At 59.5% G+C, this 17,832-nt stretch carries 17 protein-coding genes; 7 read left to right on the top strand and 10 right to left on the bottom strand.

Going from position 1 to position 17,832, the window contains the following annotated elements:
• The first annotated feature begins 106 nt into the window (after nt 1-106).
• The 3 genes from BJP61_RS11155 to BJP61_RS11145 all read left to right on the top strand — a co-directional run bounded on the left by BJP61_RS11155 (nt 107) and on the right by BJP61_RS11145 (nt 4,131).
• Nucleotides 107-1,357 (top strand): MFS transporter, encoded by a 1,251-nt coding sequence (locus BJP61_RS11155; protein ID WP_171998340.1) that lies wholly within the window; start codon nt 107-109, stop codon nt 1,355-1,357.
• Between the two features lie 73 nt (nt 1,358-1,430).
• Entirely contained in the window at nt 1,431-2,915 is a 1,485-nt protein-coding gene (locus BJP61_RS11150) for a carboxypeptidase M32 (RefSeq protein ID WP_171998339.1), read from the top strand.
• 394 nt (nt 2,916-3,309) lie between these two features.
• The gene (locus BJP61_RS11145; protein WP_171998338.1) at nt 3,310-4,131 is read left to right on the top strand and encodes a serine protease; all 822 of its coding nucleotides are present in this window, start codon (nt 3,310-3,312) and stop codon (nt 4,129-4,131) included.
• 39 nt (nt 4,132-4,170) lie between these two features.
• Here BJP61_RS11145 and mdtI read toward each other — a convergent pair whose 3' ends face one another.
• The gene (gene mdtI / locus BJP61_RS11140; RefSeq protein ID WP_075193170.1) at nt 4,171-4,500 is read right to left on the bottom strand and encodes a multidrug/spermidine efflux SMR transporter subunit MdtI; all 330 of its coding nucleotides are present in this window, start codon (nt 4,498-4,500) and stop codon (nt 4,171-4,173) included.
• Entirely contained in the window at nt 4,487-4,846 is a 360-nt protein-coding gene (mdtJ, locus tag BJP61_RS11135) for a multidrug/spermidine efflux SMR transporter subunit MdtJ (protein ID WP_171998337.1), read from the bottom strand. Before mdtJ ends, mdtI begins: the two co-directional genes overlap by 14 nt.
• Before the next feature lie 530 nt (nt 4,847-5,376).
• Here mdtJ and BJP61_RS11130 point away from each other — a divergent pair.
• Entirely contained in the window at nt 5,377-5,787 is a 411-nt protein-coding gene (locus BJP61_RS11130) for an ASCH domain-containing protein (RefSeq protein WP_075193172.1), read from the top strand.
• A gap of 287 nt (nt 5,788-6,074) precedes the next feature.
• Nucleotides 6,075-6,629 (top strand): hypothetical protein, encoded by a 555-nt coding sequence (locus BJP61_RS11125; protein WP_171998336.1) that lies wholly within the window; start codon nt 6,075-6,077, stop codon nt 6,627-6,629.
• A 55-nt stretch (nt 6,630-6,684) separates the two neighbouring features.
• Here the strand turns inward: BJP61_RS11125 and umuC are convergent, their stop codons facing one another.
• From umuC to BJP61_RS11105, 4 genes are all read right to left on the bottom strand, one after another.
• The gene (umuC, locus tag BJP61_RS11120) at nt 6,685-7,953 is read right to left on the bottom strand and encodes a translesion error-prone DNA polymerase V subunit UmuC (RefSeq protein WP_075193174.1); all 1,269 of its coding nucleotides are present in this window, start codon (nt 7,951-7,953) and stop codon (nt 6,685-6,687) included.
• 1 nt (nt 7,954) lies between these two features.
• Nucleotides 7,955-8,374 carry a translesion error-prone DNA polymerase V autoproteolytic subunit gene (umuD, locus tag BJP61_RS11115; protein WP_038862853.1) on the bottom strand — a complete coding sequence of 140 codons (420 nt, stop codon included), beginning with the start codon at nt 8,372-8,374 and terminating at the stop codon, nt 7,955-7,957.
• Nucleotides 8,375-8,579: 205 nt separating this feature from the next.
• Nucleotides 8,580-10,544: a U32 family peptidase gene (locus BJP61_RS11110; RefSeq protein WP_171998335.1), complete on the bottom strand. Its 1,965-nt coding sequence runs from the start codon at nt 10,542-10,544 to the stop codon at nt 8,580-8,582.
• Nucleotides 10,545-10,779: 235 nt separating this feature from the next.
• A complete protein-coding gene (locus tag BJP61_RS11105; RefSeq protein ID WP_075193176.1) occupies nt 10,780-11,310 on the bottom strand; it encodes an XRE family transcriptional regulator in 531 nt (176 codons plus the stop codon).
• A 94-nt stretch (nt 11,311-11,404) separates the two neighbouring features.
• Here BJP61_RS11105 and BJP61_RS11100 point away from each other — a divergent pair, with 94 nt between their 5' ends.
• Nucleotides 11,405-12,568: a benzoate/H(+) symporter BenE family transporter gene (locus tag BJP61_RS11100; protein WP_171998334.1), complete on the top strand. Its 1,164-nt coding sequence runs from the start codon at nt 11,405-11,407 to the stop codon at nt 12,566-12,568.
• A gap of 30 nt (nt 12,569-12,598) precedes the next feature.
• Here BJP61_RS11100 and BJP61_RS11095 read toward each other — a convergent pair whose 3' ends face one another.
• Both BJP61_RS11095 and tehB read right to left on the bottom strand, forming a co-directional pair.
• Nucleotides 12,599-13,267 (bottom strand): DUF3313 domain-containing protein, encoded by a 669-nt coding sequence (locus BJP61_RS11095; protein ID WP_171998333.1) that lies wholly within the window; start codon nt 13,265-13,267, stop codon nt 12,599-12,601.
• Nucleotides 13,268-13,482: 215 nt separating this feature from the next.
• Nucleotides 13,483-14,076: a tellurite resistance methyltransferase TehB gene (gene tehB / locus BJP61_RS11090; RefSeq protein WP_038862845.1), complete on the bottom strand. Its 594-nt coding sequence runs from the start codon at nt 14,074-14,076 to the stop codon at nt 13,483-13,485.
• A gap of 171 nt (nt 14,077-14,247) precedes the next feature.
• Here tehB and ydcK point away from each other — a divergent pair, with 171 nt between their 5' ends.
• Nucleotides 14,248-15,228 (top strand): YdcK family protein, encoded by a 981-nt coding sequence (gene ydcK, locus BJP61_RS11085; RefSeq protein ID WP_171999304.1) that lies wholly within the window; start codon nt 14,248-14,250, stop codon nt 15,226-15,228.
• Here the strand turns inward: ydcK and rimL are convergent.
• Together rimL and BJP61_RS11075 are read right to left on the bottom strand one after the other, a co-directional pair.
• A complete protein-coding gene (gene rimL, locus BJP61_RS11080; RefSeq protein ID WP_171998332.1) occupies nt 15,225-15,800 on the bottom strand; it encodes a 50S ribosomal protein L7/L12-serine acetyltransferase in 576 nt (191 codons plus the stop codon). The genes ydcK and rimL overlap by 4 nt on opposite strands.
• Nucleotides 15,801-15,963: 163 nt before the next feature.
• Nucleotides 15,964-17,619: a glucan biosynthesis protein gene (locus BJP61_RS11075; RefSeq protein WP_038862841.1), complete on the bottom strand. Its 1,656-nt coding sequence runs from the start codon at nt 17,617-17,619 to the stop codon at nt 15,964-15,966.
• Between the last annotated feature and the right edge of the window lie 213 nt (nt 17,620-17,832).

Below are 17,832 nucleotides of genomic sequence, written 5' to 3'. Positions count from 1 at the left end.
TTTGAGATTATTAATATATTAGACAGATGATTCGCCGCTTTCTACTCTTGCGTGAGTGCCTTACCCGTCGGCCAACAATCGCGGGGATATTACGTAAGGATCTGCTGTGAGTCGTACCTCTTCCGTCAGCGCCGCGCCGGCGCAGGCCGCTGACGATGCTGTGATTGCCGCGCCGGCGACCTATATCAAACGCGGCACGCCCGCTTTTATGCGCGTCACGCTCGCGCTCTTCTCAGCGGGCCTCGCGACTTTCGCCCTGCTCTATTGTGTGCAACCTATACTGCCCGTGCTGTCGCAGGAGTTCGGCGTGACGCCCGCCGCCAGCAGCGTCTCATTGTCCATCGCGACCGGGATGCTGGCGATCGGGCTGCTGTTCACCGGGCCGCTCTCTGACGCCATCGGGCGCAAAAACGTCATGGTGACCGCGCTCCTGCTGGCCTCCATCTGCACCCTGCTCGCCACCATGATGCACAGCTGGCATGGCATTCTGCTGATGCGCGCGCTGATCGGGCTCTCTCTGAGCGGCGTGGCGGCGGTCGGGATGACCTATCTTTCCGAGGAGATCCACCCAAGCGTGGTGGCGTTCTCGATGGGGCTGTACATCAGCGGCAACTCCATCGGCGGCATGAGCGGTCGTCTGCTGAGCGGCGTTATCACTGATTTCTTCGGCTGGCGCGCGGCGATGGCGTTTATCGGCTGCTTCGCGCTCGCGGCGGCGCTGATGTTCTGGAAAATCCTCCCCGCCTCGCGCCATTTTCGCGCCTCCTCGCTGCGCCCGCGCACGCTGCTCATTAACTTTCGCCTGCACTGGCGCGACGCCGGTCTGCCGCTGCTGTTTGCCGAAGGCTTTCTGCTGATGGGCGCGTTCGTCACGCTCTTTAACTATATCGGCTACCGGCTGATGCTCTCGCCCTGGCACTTAAGCCAGGCGGCGGTGGGCCTGCTGTCGGTCGCCTATCTCACCGGCACCTGGAGTTCGCCGAAAGCGGGCGCGATGACCGCGCGCTTTGGCCGCGGCCCGGTGATGCTTGCCTTCACCGGCGTGATGCTCTGCGGGCTGCTGCTGACGCTGCTCTCCTCGCTGTGGCTGATTTTCGCAGGCATGCTGCTCTTCTCCGCCGGGTTTTTCGCCGCCCACTCGGTCGCCAGCAGCTGGATTGGTCCGCGGGCACGGCGCGCCAAAGGCCAGGCCTCGTCGCTCTATCTCTTCAGCTATTATCTGGGCTCAAGCGTCGCAGGGACGCTCGGCGGGCTGTTCTGGCATCGCTTCGGCTGGAACGGCGTCGGCGGGTTTATCGCGCTTCTGCTGGTGCTGGCGCTGCTGGTGGGGAGCGGCCTGCATCGCCGGGTCCACTGATCTGCCTCAGGGCCTCGTGTTTCGTCAGGGTTAATGCTACCTTTTCAGCTTGCCGACAACGTCACGAGGCCTTATGGAAAACAAAAACTATCAACAGCTTAGCCGCACGTTCCTGCGACTGTCCCGCTTCTCTCATCTCTCGGCTATCGCCAGCTGGGATATGTTTTCGATGATGCCGCCGGGCGGCAGCCGCGCCCGTGGCGAAGCCCTGGCCGAGCTGAGCGTGCTCCAGCATCAGATCCTCACCGATAAAAAAATGGCCGAGTGGCTGCGCGGCGCGGAGCAGGAAGACCTCAACGACCTTGAACAGGCCAATCTGCGCGAAATGCAGCGCCACTATCAGCAGGCGGCGCTGCTGCCCGAGGCGCTGGTGGAGGCCAAATCGCTTGCCGGTAGCCGCTGCGAGCACGCCTGGCGCAGCCAGCGTCCGGCCAATGACTGGGACGGCTTCGCGGAAAACCTCAAAGAAGTGGTGAAACTGAGCCGTGAAGAGGCAGCCATCCGCGCCGAAGCCAAAGGCTGCTCGCGCTACGACGCGCTGCTCGATATTTTCGAGCCGGATATGACCAGCGCGCGTCTCGATACGCTGTTTGGCGATCTGCGCAGCTGGCTGCCGGATCTCCTCGCCCGCGCGGTGGAAAAACAGCAGCGCACCGAGCTTATCACGCCGCAGGGGCCGTTCCCGGTCGCGCAACAGCGCGAGCTGGGCCTTGAAGCGATGCGCCTGCTGGGATTCGATTTCGACGGCGGCAGGCTGGACGTCAGCGCGCACCCGTTCTGCGGCGGCGTGCCGGAAGATGTGCGCATCACCACACGCTATGACGAAAACGAACTTTTCAGCGCGCTGTTCGGCGTCATCCATGAAACCGGCCACGCCCGCTATGAGCAAAATCTGCCGCGCGAATGGCCGGGCCAGCCGGTGGCGCTGGCGCGCTCCACCGCCATCCACGAATCCCAGAGCCTGTTCTTCGAGATGCAGCTTGGGCGCAGCCGCCCGTTCCTGAAACTCCTGCTGCCGCAGGTGGTTGAGCGTTTCGGGATGCAGCCCGCGTTTGAGGAGGAGAACTATCTCGCCTGGAACCAGCGCGTGAAGCCAGGCTTTATTCGCGTCGATGCCGACGAGGTGAGCTACCCGGCCCACGTGGTGCTGCGCTATGAAATTGAACGCGCGCTGATTGATGGCGATATCGAAGTGGACGATATCCCGGCGCTATGGGATGAGAAAATGCAGAGCTGGCTTGGGATTTCCACCACCGGCAACTATCGCGACGGCTGTATGCAGGATATTCACTGGACCGACGGCGGTTTCGGCTATTTCCCGTCGTATACGCTCGGCGCGATGTATGCCGCGCAGCTGTTCCACGCCGCGCGCCAGGCGCTGCCGAACCTCGACGCCGCGATTGCGGCAGGCGATCTGCGCCCGCTGTTTGACTGGCTGCGCCAGTCGGTGTGGCAGCACGGCAGCCGTTTCAGCACGTCGCAGCTGCTTACCAACGCCACCGGCGAAGATCTCAACCCGCGCTACTTCCAGGACCACCTGACGGCGCGCTATTTGTAACCGCGCTCCTCAGCGCCGGGCCCTGCGCCCGGCGCTGTACATTCCGTTACACGCCGATACTAATCACCTACGGACGCCCGCCCCGCCGCGCCTTTATAGTCCCGCCACGCCCCGCCGTTTTTTTTCGCCGCTTTGGTCAGGCCTGCGCGCTCAGGCACGCGCGTTGCCGTTTGCGCCGGACGCGCGGGCTGCGATTTCCGGAGGCCCGACATGATCCGCCGTTATCAGTTTGAGATAATCCTGACGCTGCTGCTGTTGTGCGGCGCGCTGACGGCCTTTTTTTACTGGTAAACCACGCTAGCACGCTGATTTTATTCTCACTTTGCTCGCGTCACGTCTATAGTTACCTCACAGGGTTACTTTAATAATCATAATTGCCCCACCAGAGAGTGATATGCGCAAAACCGTTTTCTTGTTACTGGGATCGCTATTATTACCTGCTTTTAGTACACACGCCGACGAGGGGGATGACGCCTCTGACGCCGCCAGCGAGGTGCAAACCCTCTTTTTTGGCCATGATGACCGCACGCCCGTGCCGGACCCGGCCTCTTCCCCCTGGGACGCTATCGGCCAGCTCGAAACCGAGAGCGGCAACCTGTGCACCGCCACGCTCATCTCTCCCCATCTGGCGCTGACCGCTGGCCACTGCCTGCTCTCGCCGCCGGACGGCACGGCGGATCGCCCGGTGGCGCTGCGTTTTGTGTCGCAAAAGGGCAAGTGGCGCTATGAGATCCACAGCATTGAAGGGCGTGTCGCGCCGTCCCTCGGCCGCAAGCTGAAAGCCGACGGCGAAGGCTGGATCGTGCCTTCATCCGCCGCGCCTGAAGATTTCGGGCTGATTATCCTGCGCAATCCGCCGTCGGGCCTGACGCCGCTGCCGCTCTTTGAGGGCGACCGCGCGGCGCTGAACAGCGCGTTGAAGGCCACGGGCCGCCGCGTGACGCAATCAGGCTATCCGGAAGATCATCTCGACGCGCTCTACAGCCATCAGGATTGCCTGATAACGGGCTGGGCGCAGCGTTCCGTGCTGGCGCATCAGTGCGACACGCTGCCCGGCGACAGCGGCTCGCCGCTGATGCTGCGTACCGACAGCGGCTGGCAACTGATTGGCGTACAGAGCTCCGCGCCTGCCGCCAAAGACCGCTGGCGCGCCGATAACCGGGCGATTTCAGTCACCGGCTTTCGCGAGCGGCTCGAAGCGCTGGCGGGCGAATAAAAAAGGGGCGCTCAGCGCCCCTCTTGTTTTTTGCTCGCGTTACGCCAGCTTGATAATCACCATTCCCACCAGCAGCAGCCCGAGGCCCACCCAGCCTTTGCGATTCAGGCGCTGGCCGAACATTATCCAGCCCGCCGCGACCGTGGCCGCAATCCCGAACCCGCCCCACAGCGCATACGCCACGGCGAGATCAATGCCCTTCACCGCCTGACCGAGCGCGCTAAAGGCGGCCAGCACCGCCAGCAGCGAGGCCACGCCATACACCGGGCGACGAAAGCCGTCGGAAAATTTCAGCCAGATATTGGCGACAATTTCGAGGCCAATTGCCAGCAGCAGCCAGAGGATATGCTGTAATTCAACCTGCGACATGGCGCACCTCCGGTTTACGGGTCTGCGTCTGGGTACCAGTTTTAATCAGCAGGATCCCGGCAATCAATACCAGCAGACCCAGCCCTTTTTGCAGCGTCAGCGTTTCGTTAAACAGCAGGACGCTGAAGAGTGTAATTAAGACAATCCCAACGCCTTCCCACAGGGCATACGCCACACCGAGCGCAATACGCTTAATCGAAAAAGAAAGAAAAATATAAGAAAGGGAAATCATCACCAGCATTAAAATAAATCCGGCGTAGCCACCGCCCACACTTGCCCATTTTAATGACAGCGTTCCGGTAATTTCGGCGACAATCGCCAGGGCTAATAAAATCCAGTAAAACATGGTCTCTCTCCTGCCTGAAAAAATACACAGGCGTATCTGATGACGCGTAGCGACACGTCATAAAAAACGGCGTCTTAAAACGACGTGATAAAAAATGACAAAACCGTTCGGGCGCACAGGGGCGGCCCAGGCCGATAAAAAGAGAGAACCTGACTACAGCGCGTTGCGCCAGTGCTGTTCGCCGCAAGGAAAGACGGCAGAGGAAAGAGTGGAAAAAGCGTAAAACGATGAAATAAAGCGATTGAACTGGTTGTCCATAATCATTCAATTTATCCGCGGTCTTGCTTCTCGTCGTTGCGGATCAAAATTGTCCTCGGTAGTCAAACACGGCTGAATTAAACCATGCCGTTAGACTTTTCTCAACCCGTTTACACTACTTTACGGCACGGTTTATTTTTTATTGAACCAGAGAACAGTGGCTTATTTTCAGGGCACGATTATTTACGCATGGCCAGCGATTAAATAATCATTGGCGAACGTTTATTCAGACAGTATGATAATTTTCTACATTATTTTAACAGGGAAGAAATATGACAACGCAACACGACCTGCAACAGAAATATCCCGGCGCGCGCGCCTGGGGTTTCGGCGATTCACCGCACATGGCGGACGAGCTGGGCGCACTGGTGGCAAGTGGCGCTAAACGCGCAACCTGTAGCGATTATCACGCCTGGCGCCAGGACGCGGAGCCAACCCTGCCGGGGGATTACCATATTATCCTCAACGGCGCGGGCGAGCCGCTGTGCGTTATTCGCACCCACACGCTGCGGATGGTCGCGTTTTGCGACGTGACCGACACGCTGGCGGCGCTGGAAGGCGAAGGCGATTTAAGCCTCGCATACTGGCGCCATGAGCATGAAGCGTTTTTTACCCGCGCGGGTTGTTTCGCGAAAGACATGCTGCTGATGTTTGAAGAGTTTGCTCTGGTGGAGCGCTGCTGAACACGCCCTGGTTTATTCATGCGCTTCTGAAGACGTCAAGCTGTAGAGAATATGCCCCGCCATGACCGAAGCTGACGGAGTTATTCGCATACTGCCGCAGATTGAGCTTCAGCCCGCTTTCCGCGAGGTAGTGGATGCGGTGATAAACGCCATGGCGCGCCGTCCGGGAGATACGCTTTACAGCATCTTACGGTAGCGTCGCGCGCGGTAACGCCATTGAGGGCATATCCGACCTCGAACTCTGCCTCATCCTGACGCACACCGCCACCGAAGCGGAAAGCGCGCAGTTGGCCGCCATCAAACAGGAAATGGAGGCGGCGTTTCCGGTGGTGAGCAAAATCGATTTCGCTATCGGCAGCGTCGCCGGGGTGCTTGCGCCGGACAATCTTGATAGCTGGGGCTACTGGTTAAAGCATCACTGCCGCTGTCTTTATGGCGAGGATCTTTCACAGCGTTTCGCGCGTTTCAGGCCATCACGAACCATTGCGCAGGCTGTTAACGGCGATGTCGTTGCCGTGATAAACGCTGATATCACGGCGCTTTCAGGACAGCCGGATGAAAAGCGCCGTATACCGTTCCAACGCGCGGCCTCCAGAAAACGTATTCGCGCGACGAATTTACTTCGCGCCGACGATGACACTGACTGGCCAGATACGCTGGAAGATTACCTGGCGCTGTTCGCCAAAAAGTACCCGTCAAAAGTCCACGAGTTAAACGACGTTTTACGTGAAAGCCGCACGCCTGGCGAAGCGCCCGACAAGTTCATCGCGCGACGCAACGGTTTATGGCGTGGTTCCGCCAGCAACTGGCGGAACAGAAATCAGCGCCAGAAGCGGGGTTAGCGCGAGGCGTGACGCCGCCCTTCTCTTGCGCGGTCCTGCCCCGTTACAGAACGGATCACCACACGCTCGCGCGCGGCAGCTCGCTGAAACGCGTGGTATAGCCGGGTGAGAGAAATTCACGCTTCATCGCCCAGGGTTTGACGATGCCCTGGCCTGCGAACCAGAGCTTGCCCTTGCCGGAGCGATTATATTCATCCAGCAAATGCATCAGCGGCGCGCTGTTGGCCTGCGGCAGATGCTCATCAAACAGATTCAGTTGCGCCACGCCCTGGCTGAAAAAATCCCCCAGCATGACGCCCGCCTTGATGTAGCGATAACCTTCGCGCCAGATGGCGTCCAGCGCGCTCACCGCCAGACGGACGATATCGCGGGTGTCGTTGGTGGGCGTCAGCGCCTGGCCGAGCGCCTGATTGCTGTAGCGCGCCTGCGGATCGTCATGCGGACTGGTGCGGATAAACACCGCCACCTGGCGGCAGAACTGATGCTCCTGACGCAGCTTTTCCGCCGCGCGCTCGGCCCAGGCGCAGACCGCCTGACGCATATCCTGATAGTCGGTCACGCGGTAGCCAAACGAGCGGCTGCAGACTATCTGCTGCTTCGGCGCGGTAAACTCATCCAGCCCCAGACACGGCTCGCCGCGCAGCTCGCGCACGGTGCGCTCCAGCACCACGTTGAAGTTTTTGCGGATAACCCACGCCGGGCTGTTCGCCAGATCAAACGCGGTGTTGATGCCCATTACGTTGAGCTTTTTGCTGAGCCGGCGGCCAACGCCCCACACTTCGTCCACGTCAAAATGCGCCAGCGCCCGGCGCAGCCGGGCCGGATCGGAGAGATCCACCACCGCGCCCGACTTCGGCCATTTTTTCGTGGCGAGATTGGCAAGCTTGGCGAGGGTTTTGGTGGGCGCGATGCCGACGCCCACCGGCAGATGGGTTTCACGCCAGAGCCTGTCGCGGATCTCCTGTCCAAATTCCGTCAGCGCCATCACGTTGCTGACGCCGCGCAGATCGATAAACGCCTCATCGATCGAGTAGATCTCCACCTGCGGCGCCATCTCTTCGAGAATATCCATCACGCGTTTGCTCATGTCGGCGTAAAAAGCGTAGTTGGAACTAAAGACCGCCACCCGGTGGCGCTCGAACAGCGCGCGCTGTTTGAAATAAGGCTCCGCCATCGTGATGCCGAGCGCTTTCGCCTGACGGCTGCGGGCAATGACGCAGCCGTCGTTATTGCTCAGCACCACGACAGGCTTATCCCGAAGATCCGGGCGAAACACCGTCTCGCAGGAGGCATAAAAGCTGTTGACGTCGACCAGCGCGTACATGTCAGCGCCTCTTTTTCAACACCCAGGTCACCACGCCGAAAATCACCAGTTCGCCGTCGCCTGCAAGCGTAATGGGCGGGAAATCCGGGTTCATTGGCACCAGCTGCGCCACCGGGCGCAGACGCAGGGTTTTTACCGTGAACTCCCCTTCCAGCGCCGCGACGACGATATCGCCCTCCTGCGGCTTCAGGGCGCTGTCGACCACCAGCAGATCGCCATCCTCAATGCCGGCGCCGTTCATCGACTCGCCAGACGCCCGGAGAAAATAGGTCGCGTTGGGATGCACAATGCAGTGCGCATCCAGGCTCACGCGCTTTTCAATGTAATCCTGCGCGGGAGACGGAAAACCGCAGGCCACCTTCTCCAGAAACAGCGGCAGCCCTTCGGCATCAGGCTGTGGTAAGAGACGCATCATTAACATGGCGTGCTCCATCCGTTTATTATGTTATTGTTTACTGTGTTTATATACAGTAGTTTGAATTGCGGTATTCTGACAACCCTATTTTTAAGCGAAGCGGCGTAATTGCCTGGAGAACGGCCAGTTTGTGCGGGTTTAGTCAGCAAATGCGGGGATAACAGGCATAAAAAAGCCAGAGCGCATGCTCTGGCTTTTACGGATAGGCGAATCAGGTGCCCTTGCGTTTCGGCAGGGTTTTCAGCAGATCTTCCGGGCTGATGGAGGCTACCACGCTCCCGGGGTGCGGCATTTTCAGGATGTGGTTTTTGATTTTGCCGACCACGTGCATTTCACAGGGTTTGCAGTCAAAGCGCAGCGTCAGCACTTCGTCGCCGTGCACCAGCTGCATCGGCGTCGCCTTCCAGCTCTTGATGTTGCCCTTCGCCTGTTTCGGACAGAGGTTAAAGGCAAAGCGCAGGCAGTGTTTGGTGATCATCACCGGCACGTCGCCTTTTTCTTCGTGCGCTTCATAAGCGGCATCAATCAGCTGCACGCCATAGCGCTGATAAAATTCACGCGCTTTATGGTTATAGACGTTGGCGAGGAAGCTCAGGTGCGTTTCCGGATAGACCGGCGGCGGCACGGAAACCGGCTTGCGCACGCCGCGCTGGTAATTCGCCAGACGCGCGGCGTCCAGCGCCTCGACAGCCTCGCGGCGCAAGGCGTTGAGCTGGCCGTTCGGCACGAACAGCGCGCCCGGAAGCGTAATCTGCACGTCGCGGGCGAAATAGATAGTCTGCCCCAGTTTCGCCAGGCCCTCTTTCAGGCTGGTCAGCGCTTTTTCCGGGTTATTGGCTTCGTCGAACTGCCCGTCCAGCGTATGCGTCACGCTGACGCCGTCTTCGCTGGTTAAGGTCAGAATTAGCTGTTCCTGCCAGCCGCCGAGCTCGATATCCACCGCCACGCGGCGCTCGCTGGAGGTTTTCAGCAGCGCCTGCTGCCAGTTGTGATCGAGATTGCGGTTAAGCGTGTGGCGCGGGCGCAGGGTTTTCAGCGCGGCGGGCATCTCGTTCGGGAAGACGCGGTAGCGGTTTTCGCCGGTTTTTTCCGCCACGTTAACGCGAAAACCCACCACTTCGCGCTTGATCATGACGTTCAGCCCGTCGCCATTAGCGAGCGGCTCGGTGGTTTCGACATCCAGATGATCTTTCGCAACGCTCAGCACTTCGCCGACCGGCAGGCCGACAAACGTCGGCGTGTCGAACGCGCCGATATCAATCTTACGGGCATTCACGAAGTAATCGGTGCTGCCGCGATGGAAGGTTTTCTCGGTGGATGGCACGAAATAGTGCGCCGTGTTGCCGGCGGAAGACCGCGCAAGATCGCCGCGATCTTCGATAATCGCGTCAAGCATCTGACGGTAGTGCGCCGTGATATTTTTCACGTAGCTCATGTCTTTGTAGCGCCCTTCAATCTTGAAGGAGCGCACGCCTGCGTCGATAAGCGCCGCCAGGTTGGCGGTCTGATCGTTGTCTTTCATCGACAACAGGTGTTTTTCATAGGCCACCACGCGGCCCTGATCGTCTTTCAGGGTGTACGGCAGACGGCAGGCCTGCGAGCAGTCGCCGCGGTTGGCGCTGCGCCCCGTCTGGGCGTGGGAGATATAGCACTGGCCCGAATAGGCCACGCAAAGCGCGCCGTGAATAAAAAATTCGATGGTGGCGTCAGTGCTTTCGTGAATGGCGCGGATCTGGTTGAGATTTAGCTCGCGCGCCAGCACGATTTGCGAGAACCCGGCATCGGAGAGGAACTTCGCTTTCTCGACGCTGCGGATATCACACTGGGTGCTGGCATGTAGCTCAATGGGCGGAATATCCAGCTCCATGATCCCCATATCCTGCACGATCAGGGCGTCGACGCCCGCGTCGTAGAACTGGCCGATAAGCTTACGGGCCGGCTCCAGTTCGTCGTCGTGCAGAATGGTGTTGAGCGTGACAAACACTTTCGCGCCGAAGCGATGGGCGAACGGCACCAGGACTGCGATGTCCTGGAGGCTGTTGCTGGCGTTGTGACGGGCACCGAAACCGGGGCCGCCAATATAGACTGCATCTGCGCCGTGCAGAATGGCTTCGCGGGCGATAGCGGTATCGCGGGCGGGGCTGAGCAGTTCAAGGTGATGCGATTGCAGGCGCATAATTCGTCGTTATCCGTTATTTGAAAGGCGGCTATTGTAGTCACATTCGGGGCGTACGGAAACTGTTTCACGGCGCTGGCGGCGGTTTGCCATTCTGCGGGAAAGTATTGCACAAAGGTTTCGTTCGCGCGGCGTGCAAGACGCGATACGCTGGGGCGGTATTCCTGACTTATCACCTCAGTTTCATCGTGTCGTTGTAGATTGTCGTTGGCCGCAAGCTCGCTTGCGGTTTTTTTTATGCCGCCGGGTAGTGAATGAGCGAATGAAAGCGCACCGGCAGCGGCGTCGCGTTGCGATAGGCGTGCGGCTGGTCGCCGGCAAACTTCAGCCCGTCGCCGGGACCGAGCCGTCGCCAGACGCCCTCCGTCTGAAGCTCCAGCTCGCCCTCAATCACCACCACATGCTCCGTCACCCCTTTCTCATGCGGCGTGGAGTCGCTCTGCGCGCCGGGCGCGAGCGTAATGGCGAGCATATCGAAGCGCAACTGTTCATCCCACGGAAACAACGGCTCGACGATCATCGCCTGCCCGCCGTCAAATACGGCGCGCGCCCCCGACGCGCGCGGCAGGATAAACACCGAGAACGGCACGTTGAAGCCGGTGGCTATCTTCCACAGTGTCGCCACCGTCGGGCTTGATTCATTGCGCTCTATCTGGCCAAGCATTGCTTTCGACACGCCGGTGATTTCAGCGGCCTGCGTCAGGCTCCAGTTTTTCCGCTGGCGTAGCGCTTTCAGCGTCTGCGCGAGATGGGCGGTGATATCCATGCGTTCTCCTTTGCTGCGGTCAGTATAGCGCCTTGTGCGTTATAGCGCACGATGCTAGAGTCGCTGGACGTTATAACGCACAGCCGGAGTTATTATGCGCTTTTCGCTTCCCCCCGCGCCTGCCGTTATCGCAGGCTTTGTGGCGGTGCTGGTCGGTTACGCCAGCTCCGCCGCCATTATCTGGCAGGCCGCGGCGGCGGCCGGCGCCACGCCTGCGCAAACGGCGGGCTGGATGACGATGCTCGGCATCGGCATGGGCGTCAGCACGCTCGCGTTAAGCCTGTGGTATCGCGCGCCGGTGCTGACCGCCTGGTCGACACCCGGCGCGGCGCTGCTGGCGACGGGGCTTCACGGCCACACTCTGCATGAGGCGGTCGGGATCTTTATATTCGCCAGCGCGCTTATCATTATCTGTGGCGCTACCGGGCTGTTCGCCCGCCTGATGAAAATCATTCCGCCTGGGCTTGCCGCCGCGATGCTGGCAGGCATTCTGCTGCGTTTCGGGCTACAGGCGTTCGGTACGCTGGAGGAGAATTTTGTGCTGTGCGCCGCCATGACGGGCGCGTGGCTTATCAGTAAAGCGATCGCTCCGCGCTATGCCGTGGTGGCCGCGCTGCTGGCAGGCGTCGCGGTCTGTCTGTTGCAGGGCGAGGTGAACACGGCAGCGCTGCATTTCGCCGTCGCGCCGCCGGAATTCGTCACGCCCGCGTTTAGCCTGTCGTCGTTGCTCGGCGTCGGCCTGCCCTTCTTTCTGGTGACGATGGCCTCGCAGAATGCGCCGGGCGTCGCCACATTACAGGCCTCCGGCTACCGGGTGCCGGTCTCGCCGCTGATGGTGACGACCGGGCTGCTGGCGCTGCTGCTGGCGCCGTTTGGCGTCTTTTCCATCTGCATCGCCGCCATTACCGCGGCCATTTGCCAGAGCCCGGAGGCTCATCCGTCGCACGACAAACGCTGGATAGCGGCGGCGATGGCGGGCCTGTTTTATCTGCTGGCGGGCGTGTGCGGTGGGTCTATCGGCGCATTGATGACCGCCCTGCCGACGCCCTGGCTGCAGACGCTCGCCGGGCTGGCGCTGCTCGGCACCATCGGCGGGAGCCTGCATCAGGCGCTGGCGAATGAACGCGCCCGCGACGCGGCGCTTATCACATTTCTGGTAACGGCGTCCGGCGTCACGCTGCTGGGCGTGGGCTCGGCTTTCTGGGGGGTGATCGCGGGGGGAATAAGCTACGCGCTGCTGGCGCGCCGGGCGGGATAAAAAAGAGGGAGCCAGGCTCCCTCGTGACCATTACTTCGGTGCGGGCTCGAACATGCGCGCATCGGTCGCCATATCGTCGATGACCTGTTTGAGGTTGTCGACCGTCAGCGGCGTATTTTCGTTGTTCAGATCTTTCCCCTCGCCCTTACGCACTAATTTCACTACCGGTTTTTGCGTCGCCGCGTCAATCAGTTCGCCTTCAAAGAACAGGCTGGTGTCCATGGTGCGATGGCCGGTCGCCACCTGAGTGCCCGCCACGACCAGCGCCACCGGTAACACCTCATAGAATTGCAGGCCTTCTTTGCTACTGTCCACCGCCGTGATCGCCCCGCGGAAAATGACGCTGCGCGGCCCCGGCGTCGCCACCAGCGGCTTGCGGCTCGCCGCTGCGGTTTTAAGCTTATCATTGGTGTAATTCAGCAGGCCATCCAGCACTTTTTGGGAGATCTGCCCGGTGGGTTTCGGGGCCGGGTAATAGACCACAGGGTTATAGACGATACTGTCGTAATTATTGAGATTAACCCCTGGCGCAACCCAACGCATGACCGGTTTGCCGGTGGCGGAGGTGGTTTTTTCAAGCCCCGAATAGTCTTTCAGGAAGCCAGAATATTGTTCGGGTTTAGTGACGCTGGATGAACAACCAGCCAGCAGCAAAAGCGCCGCCAGCCCGGAGGCTTTAAATAACGATGTGCTTTGCATAGGACGTTACCTGTGATTGGGTGAGCACTGAATTTATAGCAAACGGGCACGTAAAAAGAGTCATAAAAACGGTGGGATGAGAGGAAAAAGCGATCCGGGGCGTAAAATCAGATTAGAACAATAAATAAAATTGATGTTGGTTATAAAAATATATACGAGTGGTTATATTTTTAACCGGGAACCGCGCGATGGCCGTTCCCGGGCGCGCCGGTTGATTAGCGTTTTTTTGCAAGCATCGTCGCAAAGCGTAAACGAATACGATTACCGCTGGCGTCGGTTTTATGCAACTGCCCGACATCCTCATTATATTTAATCAGCTCCCAGCCTTCATAATAACGACGCAGCTCGCCCTCCTGAAAAGCAAACGGAAAGCCGACGGTACACGGATAATCAGCGGTGTCCATCGCCGCCACAATCAGGTTATAACCGCCTGGCGCGGTGCAGCGCTGCATATTATCGATAAGCCCAGGGATCGTGTCGCGCTCAAGAAACATCATCACCACGGTTGAAAGAATAAGGTCATATTCTCCCTCAAACCGCAGCGTATTGAGATCTTTCACGGCGGTATGCAGGTTATTCAGCCCTTCCGCTGCGGCGATGCGCTCAAGATTAGCGATGCTTGCCGGGTTTTTATCCCAGGCGTTGACCTCAAACCCGCGCGCGGCGAGATAAAGGCTGTTGCGCCCGTTGCCGCAGCCGAGATCCAGCGCGCGGCCCGGCTGGACGTAATTCACGGCGTTCAGTACGTCGGAGTGCGTGGCCGTCAGGCCATATTTTTCAGTGAAGTAATTTTCATCGCGAACGTTCATGGGAGTTCCTCAGAGATGTCGCCTGCGGACAATAACCCGTGCGGCCTGTCGGCGAGACGGCAAAGATATGTTCTGAATGCATTTTATAAAACTTCCGCGCTGAACGCTATCGCCTTCCCGGCGCGCTAAAATTTGCTACGGTTAATTTATCGCCCCCGACAGGAAGCCATGATGAATAAATACCAGCTGAGTGAGGCCACGCGGGTGTATCGCTATACGCGCAACGGCGAACCCTGCAGCGTGACGCTGCGCCAGCTTATCGCGCTGCGCGATTTCGCCGATGTGAGCGCCGGAACGGCGGGCGGCTGGGTGGAATCCGCAGAAAACCTCAGCCAGCAGGGCGCGTGCTGGGTTTACGATCACAACAGCGCCGTGTTCGCCGGGGCGAAAATCCGCGGCAACGCGCGCGTCAGTCAGCCGTGCGTCATTCATCATAACGCGGTGATTAACGACGATGCCTGGATTGACGGCGCAGAGATTAGCGACGGCGCGCACGTGAGCGGCCGCGCAATGGTTCAGCGCTCGGTCGTGCGCGGCGACTGCCATATTTTCGGCGAGGCGCGGGTGATGCAAAACAGCCTGGTGGTGGGCGCGAAAGGGTTAACCGCTGACGGCGATAACGCGCTGCATATTTACGGCCACGCCACGGTCAGCGCCTCCCGCGTAGTGCATCAGGCGCAAATCTACGGCCACGCGCTGGTGACGCACGCGTTTATCGAACATCGCGCCGAAGTGTTTGAAAACGCCATCCTGGAAGGCAACGACGAGAATGACGTCTGGGTGTGCGACTGTGCGAAAATTTACGGCAACGCCCGGCTGGTGGCGGGCCTTACGGAGAATGCCTCGCCAACGGTGCGCTACAGCTCTGAGGTGGCGGGCAACGCGCTTATCGAAGGCGAATGCCTGCTGGGGCATCACGTGCGCGTCGAGGGCCATGCCAGGATAACCGGCGGGCCGGTACGGCTCGACAATTATGTGTCGATCGCCGGGCGGGCGCAGATTAGCGGCGAGGTGATGATTGAAGATCGCGTGACCATCCTTGATGACGTGACGATCGCCGCGCCGCCGGGCGATATTATCCGGCTGAATGGTTTTAAAACGCTGAGCGGGGACGAACGCATTCTGCGCACGCCCCTTCCAGGTCTTGCCTAAGGGCGTGTATCGGCATCGATGATGCGCCCGTAGATATGCTGGTCATGGAACGCGCCGTTGAGATATTCCGCCTCTTTTAAGCGGCCTTCCAGCGTAAAACCGTTGCGCTGCGCCACGCGGTTGCTCGCCTCGTTGGTAACAATGCACTTAATCACAAACCGCCGGACTTCGCCGGTTTGCGCATAGTGCGCCATCATCGTTTGCAGCGCGCCGGAGATAATTCCCTGGCCCTGATGCTGCTCGTCGAGCCAGTAGCCGATATAACCGGCTTTATTGGTCGGCTCAATCTGGTTAAATGACACCACGCCCACCAGTTCGCCGTCGCGCAAAATCATAAACATTTTCGCGTAGCCGCGATGGTGCAACAGATAATTGCCCTGAATGGTCTGGCGCGTGTCGTCGATTTTATTAACAAACTGCGGCCAGTCCATCGCCTTCTGCAGCCACGCTTTGTTGCGCTGCACCAGCGCGAACAGCGGCTCAGCGAATCGTTCATGAACGGAATGCAGCGTAAGGCGGTCATTGACGATAAGAATGTCGTCCTGCCAGGTGTTGGCGGTGGCGTTTTGCAAGTGAGGCTCCTTTTGGTTGTGAAGCCCCTACAGTTACCACAGCACAGGCCGCAAAAACACTGCCGGAATCGGCAGGGGTGTGCTGAACCCGCAGCGTGCCTGTCGCCTTCTGCGCCTGACGCCCATAAAAAAGCCCCGTCGAAACGGGGCTTGCAGGCATTTTTTAGCGCATCTGCCGGTCGTCGACATATTTGCGCTTATCCGGCGCGGGCGGGAAATATTGCCACAGCCAGGTTTCGCTGATGGCCTCGCCCTGACAGCGCAGGAACATGCGCATCTCGACCGGGTCGACGGAGTCAGACGTTGGATACCAGTCAAACAGAATGCGATAACCGTCGAACGGCTCCACATACAGGATCTCGACCTGTTTCGCCTCGCCGCTGGAGAGCGTGATGACCGGCTCGATACCGCGCGGCGCGGCGTCTTTCAGATCGCCACCGACAAAATCCACCGCAATACGGCGCGACCATTGCGTCGGGAAATGCTCGCCCGGCGCCCAGCCTTCCGGGAAACTGCCCATGCCGGTACGGGTAGCGTAAACGCGCGCCAGCGGCGTGCGTACCGGCGCGTCGGCGCTCCAGTAGAGGCGATACTGGAAGTTCAGCTTATCTCCGGCGCGGATCGGTTTTTCTGGTTGCCAGAAGCAGACGATGTTATCCAGCGTTTCGCCGGTGGTCGGGATCTCCATCAGCGCGACGGTGCCCTTGCCCCAGCGGTTACGCGGCTCAACCCACAGGCTCGGCCGCTTGTTATACCAGCCCATCACATCCTGGTAACTTTCGAATTTATGGTCGGTCTGCAACAGCCCGAAGCCTTTCGGGTTTTCATCCATAAACGCGTTGAACTGCAGGCGCTGCGGATTGTTGAGCGGGCGGCACACCCACTCGCCATTGCCGCGCCACATGGCGAGGCGATCGGAATCGTGGATCTGCGGATGAATGGTGTCGCACATGCGGCGTTCGTTATTGCCGCAGCTGAACATACTGGTCATCGGCGCGATGCCGAGCTGCTTAATGTCTTTGCGCGCGAACAGGAAGTTTTCCACTTCCATGACAACCTGGCTCGACTCGCAATGGATGATGAATTTATAGGCGCCCGTAACGCTCGGGCTGTCGAGCAGCGCGTAAGCAACAAACGTGGTGTCCTGCGCTTTCGGGGTTTCAAACCAGAAGGCCGTGAAATCCGGGAACTCTTCCGGCGTGTCGGTGAAGGTATCTACTGCCAGCCCGCGCGCGGAGAGACCGTACTGATACGTGCTGTCTACCGCGCGGAAGTAGCTCGCGCCGAGGAACGAAACGATGTCGCGGCGCGCCAGCTCTGGCGCTTTGAACGCGCGGAAACCGGCGAAGCCGAGGTCAGTCTGCCCTTCCAGCTGGCGGGTATCGACGCCCGCGTCGTGGTAGTTAAAGAGTTCAGGGCGGAAATGCACCTCGCGCGCCTGGCGGGTGGCAGGATCCAGCGAGAACATCCGCACCCGGCGGCGAAAGCCCATGCCGACGTGGAAGAACTGCACGTCAAGCTGGCGGCCATCAATGTTATTCCACAGCGAATGCCCGGCGTCATACTGAATGCTGTTGTACGCCTGCGGCGTCAGGGTTGCGAGCGTATCGGGCAACGGACGCGGCGCGCCGCCCCACGGTTTTTCCGCGAGATCGGCGGCCATTGACTGTAACACGCTGAAATCGAAGGCGCGCATCTGGCCGTCCGCAATATCGGACTCCTGCGCCCAGGCGTTGCGGGAGAAGAGCGTGGCGAGACCTGGAGTGCCGCATGCCGCGGCGAGGGCCAACGAGGCCTTGATAAAACGTCTGCGGTTCATGCCTGAGAAACCGTCCTTTTTTGTCGAAGTATTTCGCAAGGCCAGAGCCTGGCGGCGGCAAATGTTACAAGCAATATGACCGCCCACTCTAGACAAAATTCAGAGTGAAGCCAACAGGCGGCGGGAAAATTAAATAATCCCTTATATTTCAGATTAATAGATGCATAAAGATGGGTAAATTTATGTCAACGGCAGCGGCGTGAGGACGACTGG

The sequence above is a fragment of the Cronobacter sp. JZ38 genome (genome assembly GCF_008932145.1).
In the GTDB taxonomy this organism is placed as follows: Bacteria; Pseudomonadota; Gammaproteobacteria; order Enterobacterales; family Enterobacteriaceae; genus Cronobacter; species Cronobacter muytjensii.
Note: the sequence above shows the minus strand (reverse complement) of the source record. Positions and strands in the feature narration are given on the sequence as shown.

Coding starts and splice junctions, on each gene's coding strand:
- BJP61_RS11150 (WP_171998339.1), top strand. CDS start 1,431: ATGGAAAACAAAAACTATCAACAGCTTAGCCGCACGTTCCTGCGACTG.
- BJP61_RS11145 (WP_171998338.1), top strand. CDS start 3,310: ATGCGCAAAACCGTTTTCTTGTTACTGGGATCGCTATTATTACCTGCT.
- mdtI (WP_075193170.1), bottom strand. CDS start 4,500: ATGTCGCAGGTTGAATTACAGCATATCCTCTGGCTGCTGCTGGCAATT.
- mdtJ (WP_171998337.1), bottom strand. CDS start 4,846: ATGTTTTACTGGATTTTATTAGCCCTGGCGATTGTCGCCGAAATTACC.
- BJP61_RS11130 (WP_075193172.1), top strand. CDS start 5,377: ATGACAACGCAACACGACCTGCAACAGAAATATCCCGGCGCGCGCGCC.
- umuC (WP_075193174.1), bottom strand. CDS start 7,953: ATGTACGCGCTGGTCGACGTCAACAGCTTTTATGCCTCCTGCGAGACG.
- umuD (WP_038862853.1), bottom strand. CDS start 8,374: ATGTTAATGATGCGTCTCTTACCACAGCCTGATGCCGAAGGGCTGCCG.
- BJP61_RS11110 (WP_171998335.1), bottom strand. CDS start 10,544: ATGCGCCTGCAATCGCATCACCTTGAACTGCTCAGCCCCGCCCGCGAT.
- BJP61_RS11105 (WP_075193176.1), bottom strand. CDS start 11,310: ATGGATATCACCGCCCATCTCGCGCAGACGCTGAAAGCGCTACGCCAG.
- BJP61_RS11100 (WP_171998334.1), top strand. CDS start 11,405: ATGCGCTTTTCGCTTCCCCCCGCGCCTGCCGTTATCGCAGGCTTTGTG.
- BJP61_RS11095 (WP_171998333.1), bottom strand. CDS start 13,267: ATGCAAAGCACATCGTTATTTAAAGCCTCCGGGCTGGCGGCGCTTTTG.
- tehB (WP_038862845.1), bottom strand. CDS start 14,076: ATGAACGTTCGCGATGAAAATTACTTCACTGAAAAATATGGCCTGACG.
- ydcK (WP_171999304.1), top strand. CDS start 14,248: ATGAATAAATACCAGCTGAGTGAGGCCACGCGGGTGTATCGCTATACG.
- BJP61_RS11075 (WP_038862841.1), bottom strand. CDS start 17,619: ATGAACCGCAGACGTTTTATCAAGGCCTCGTTGGCCCTCGCCGCGGCA.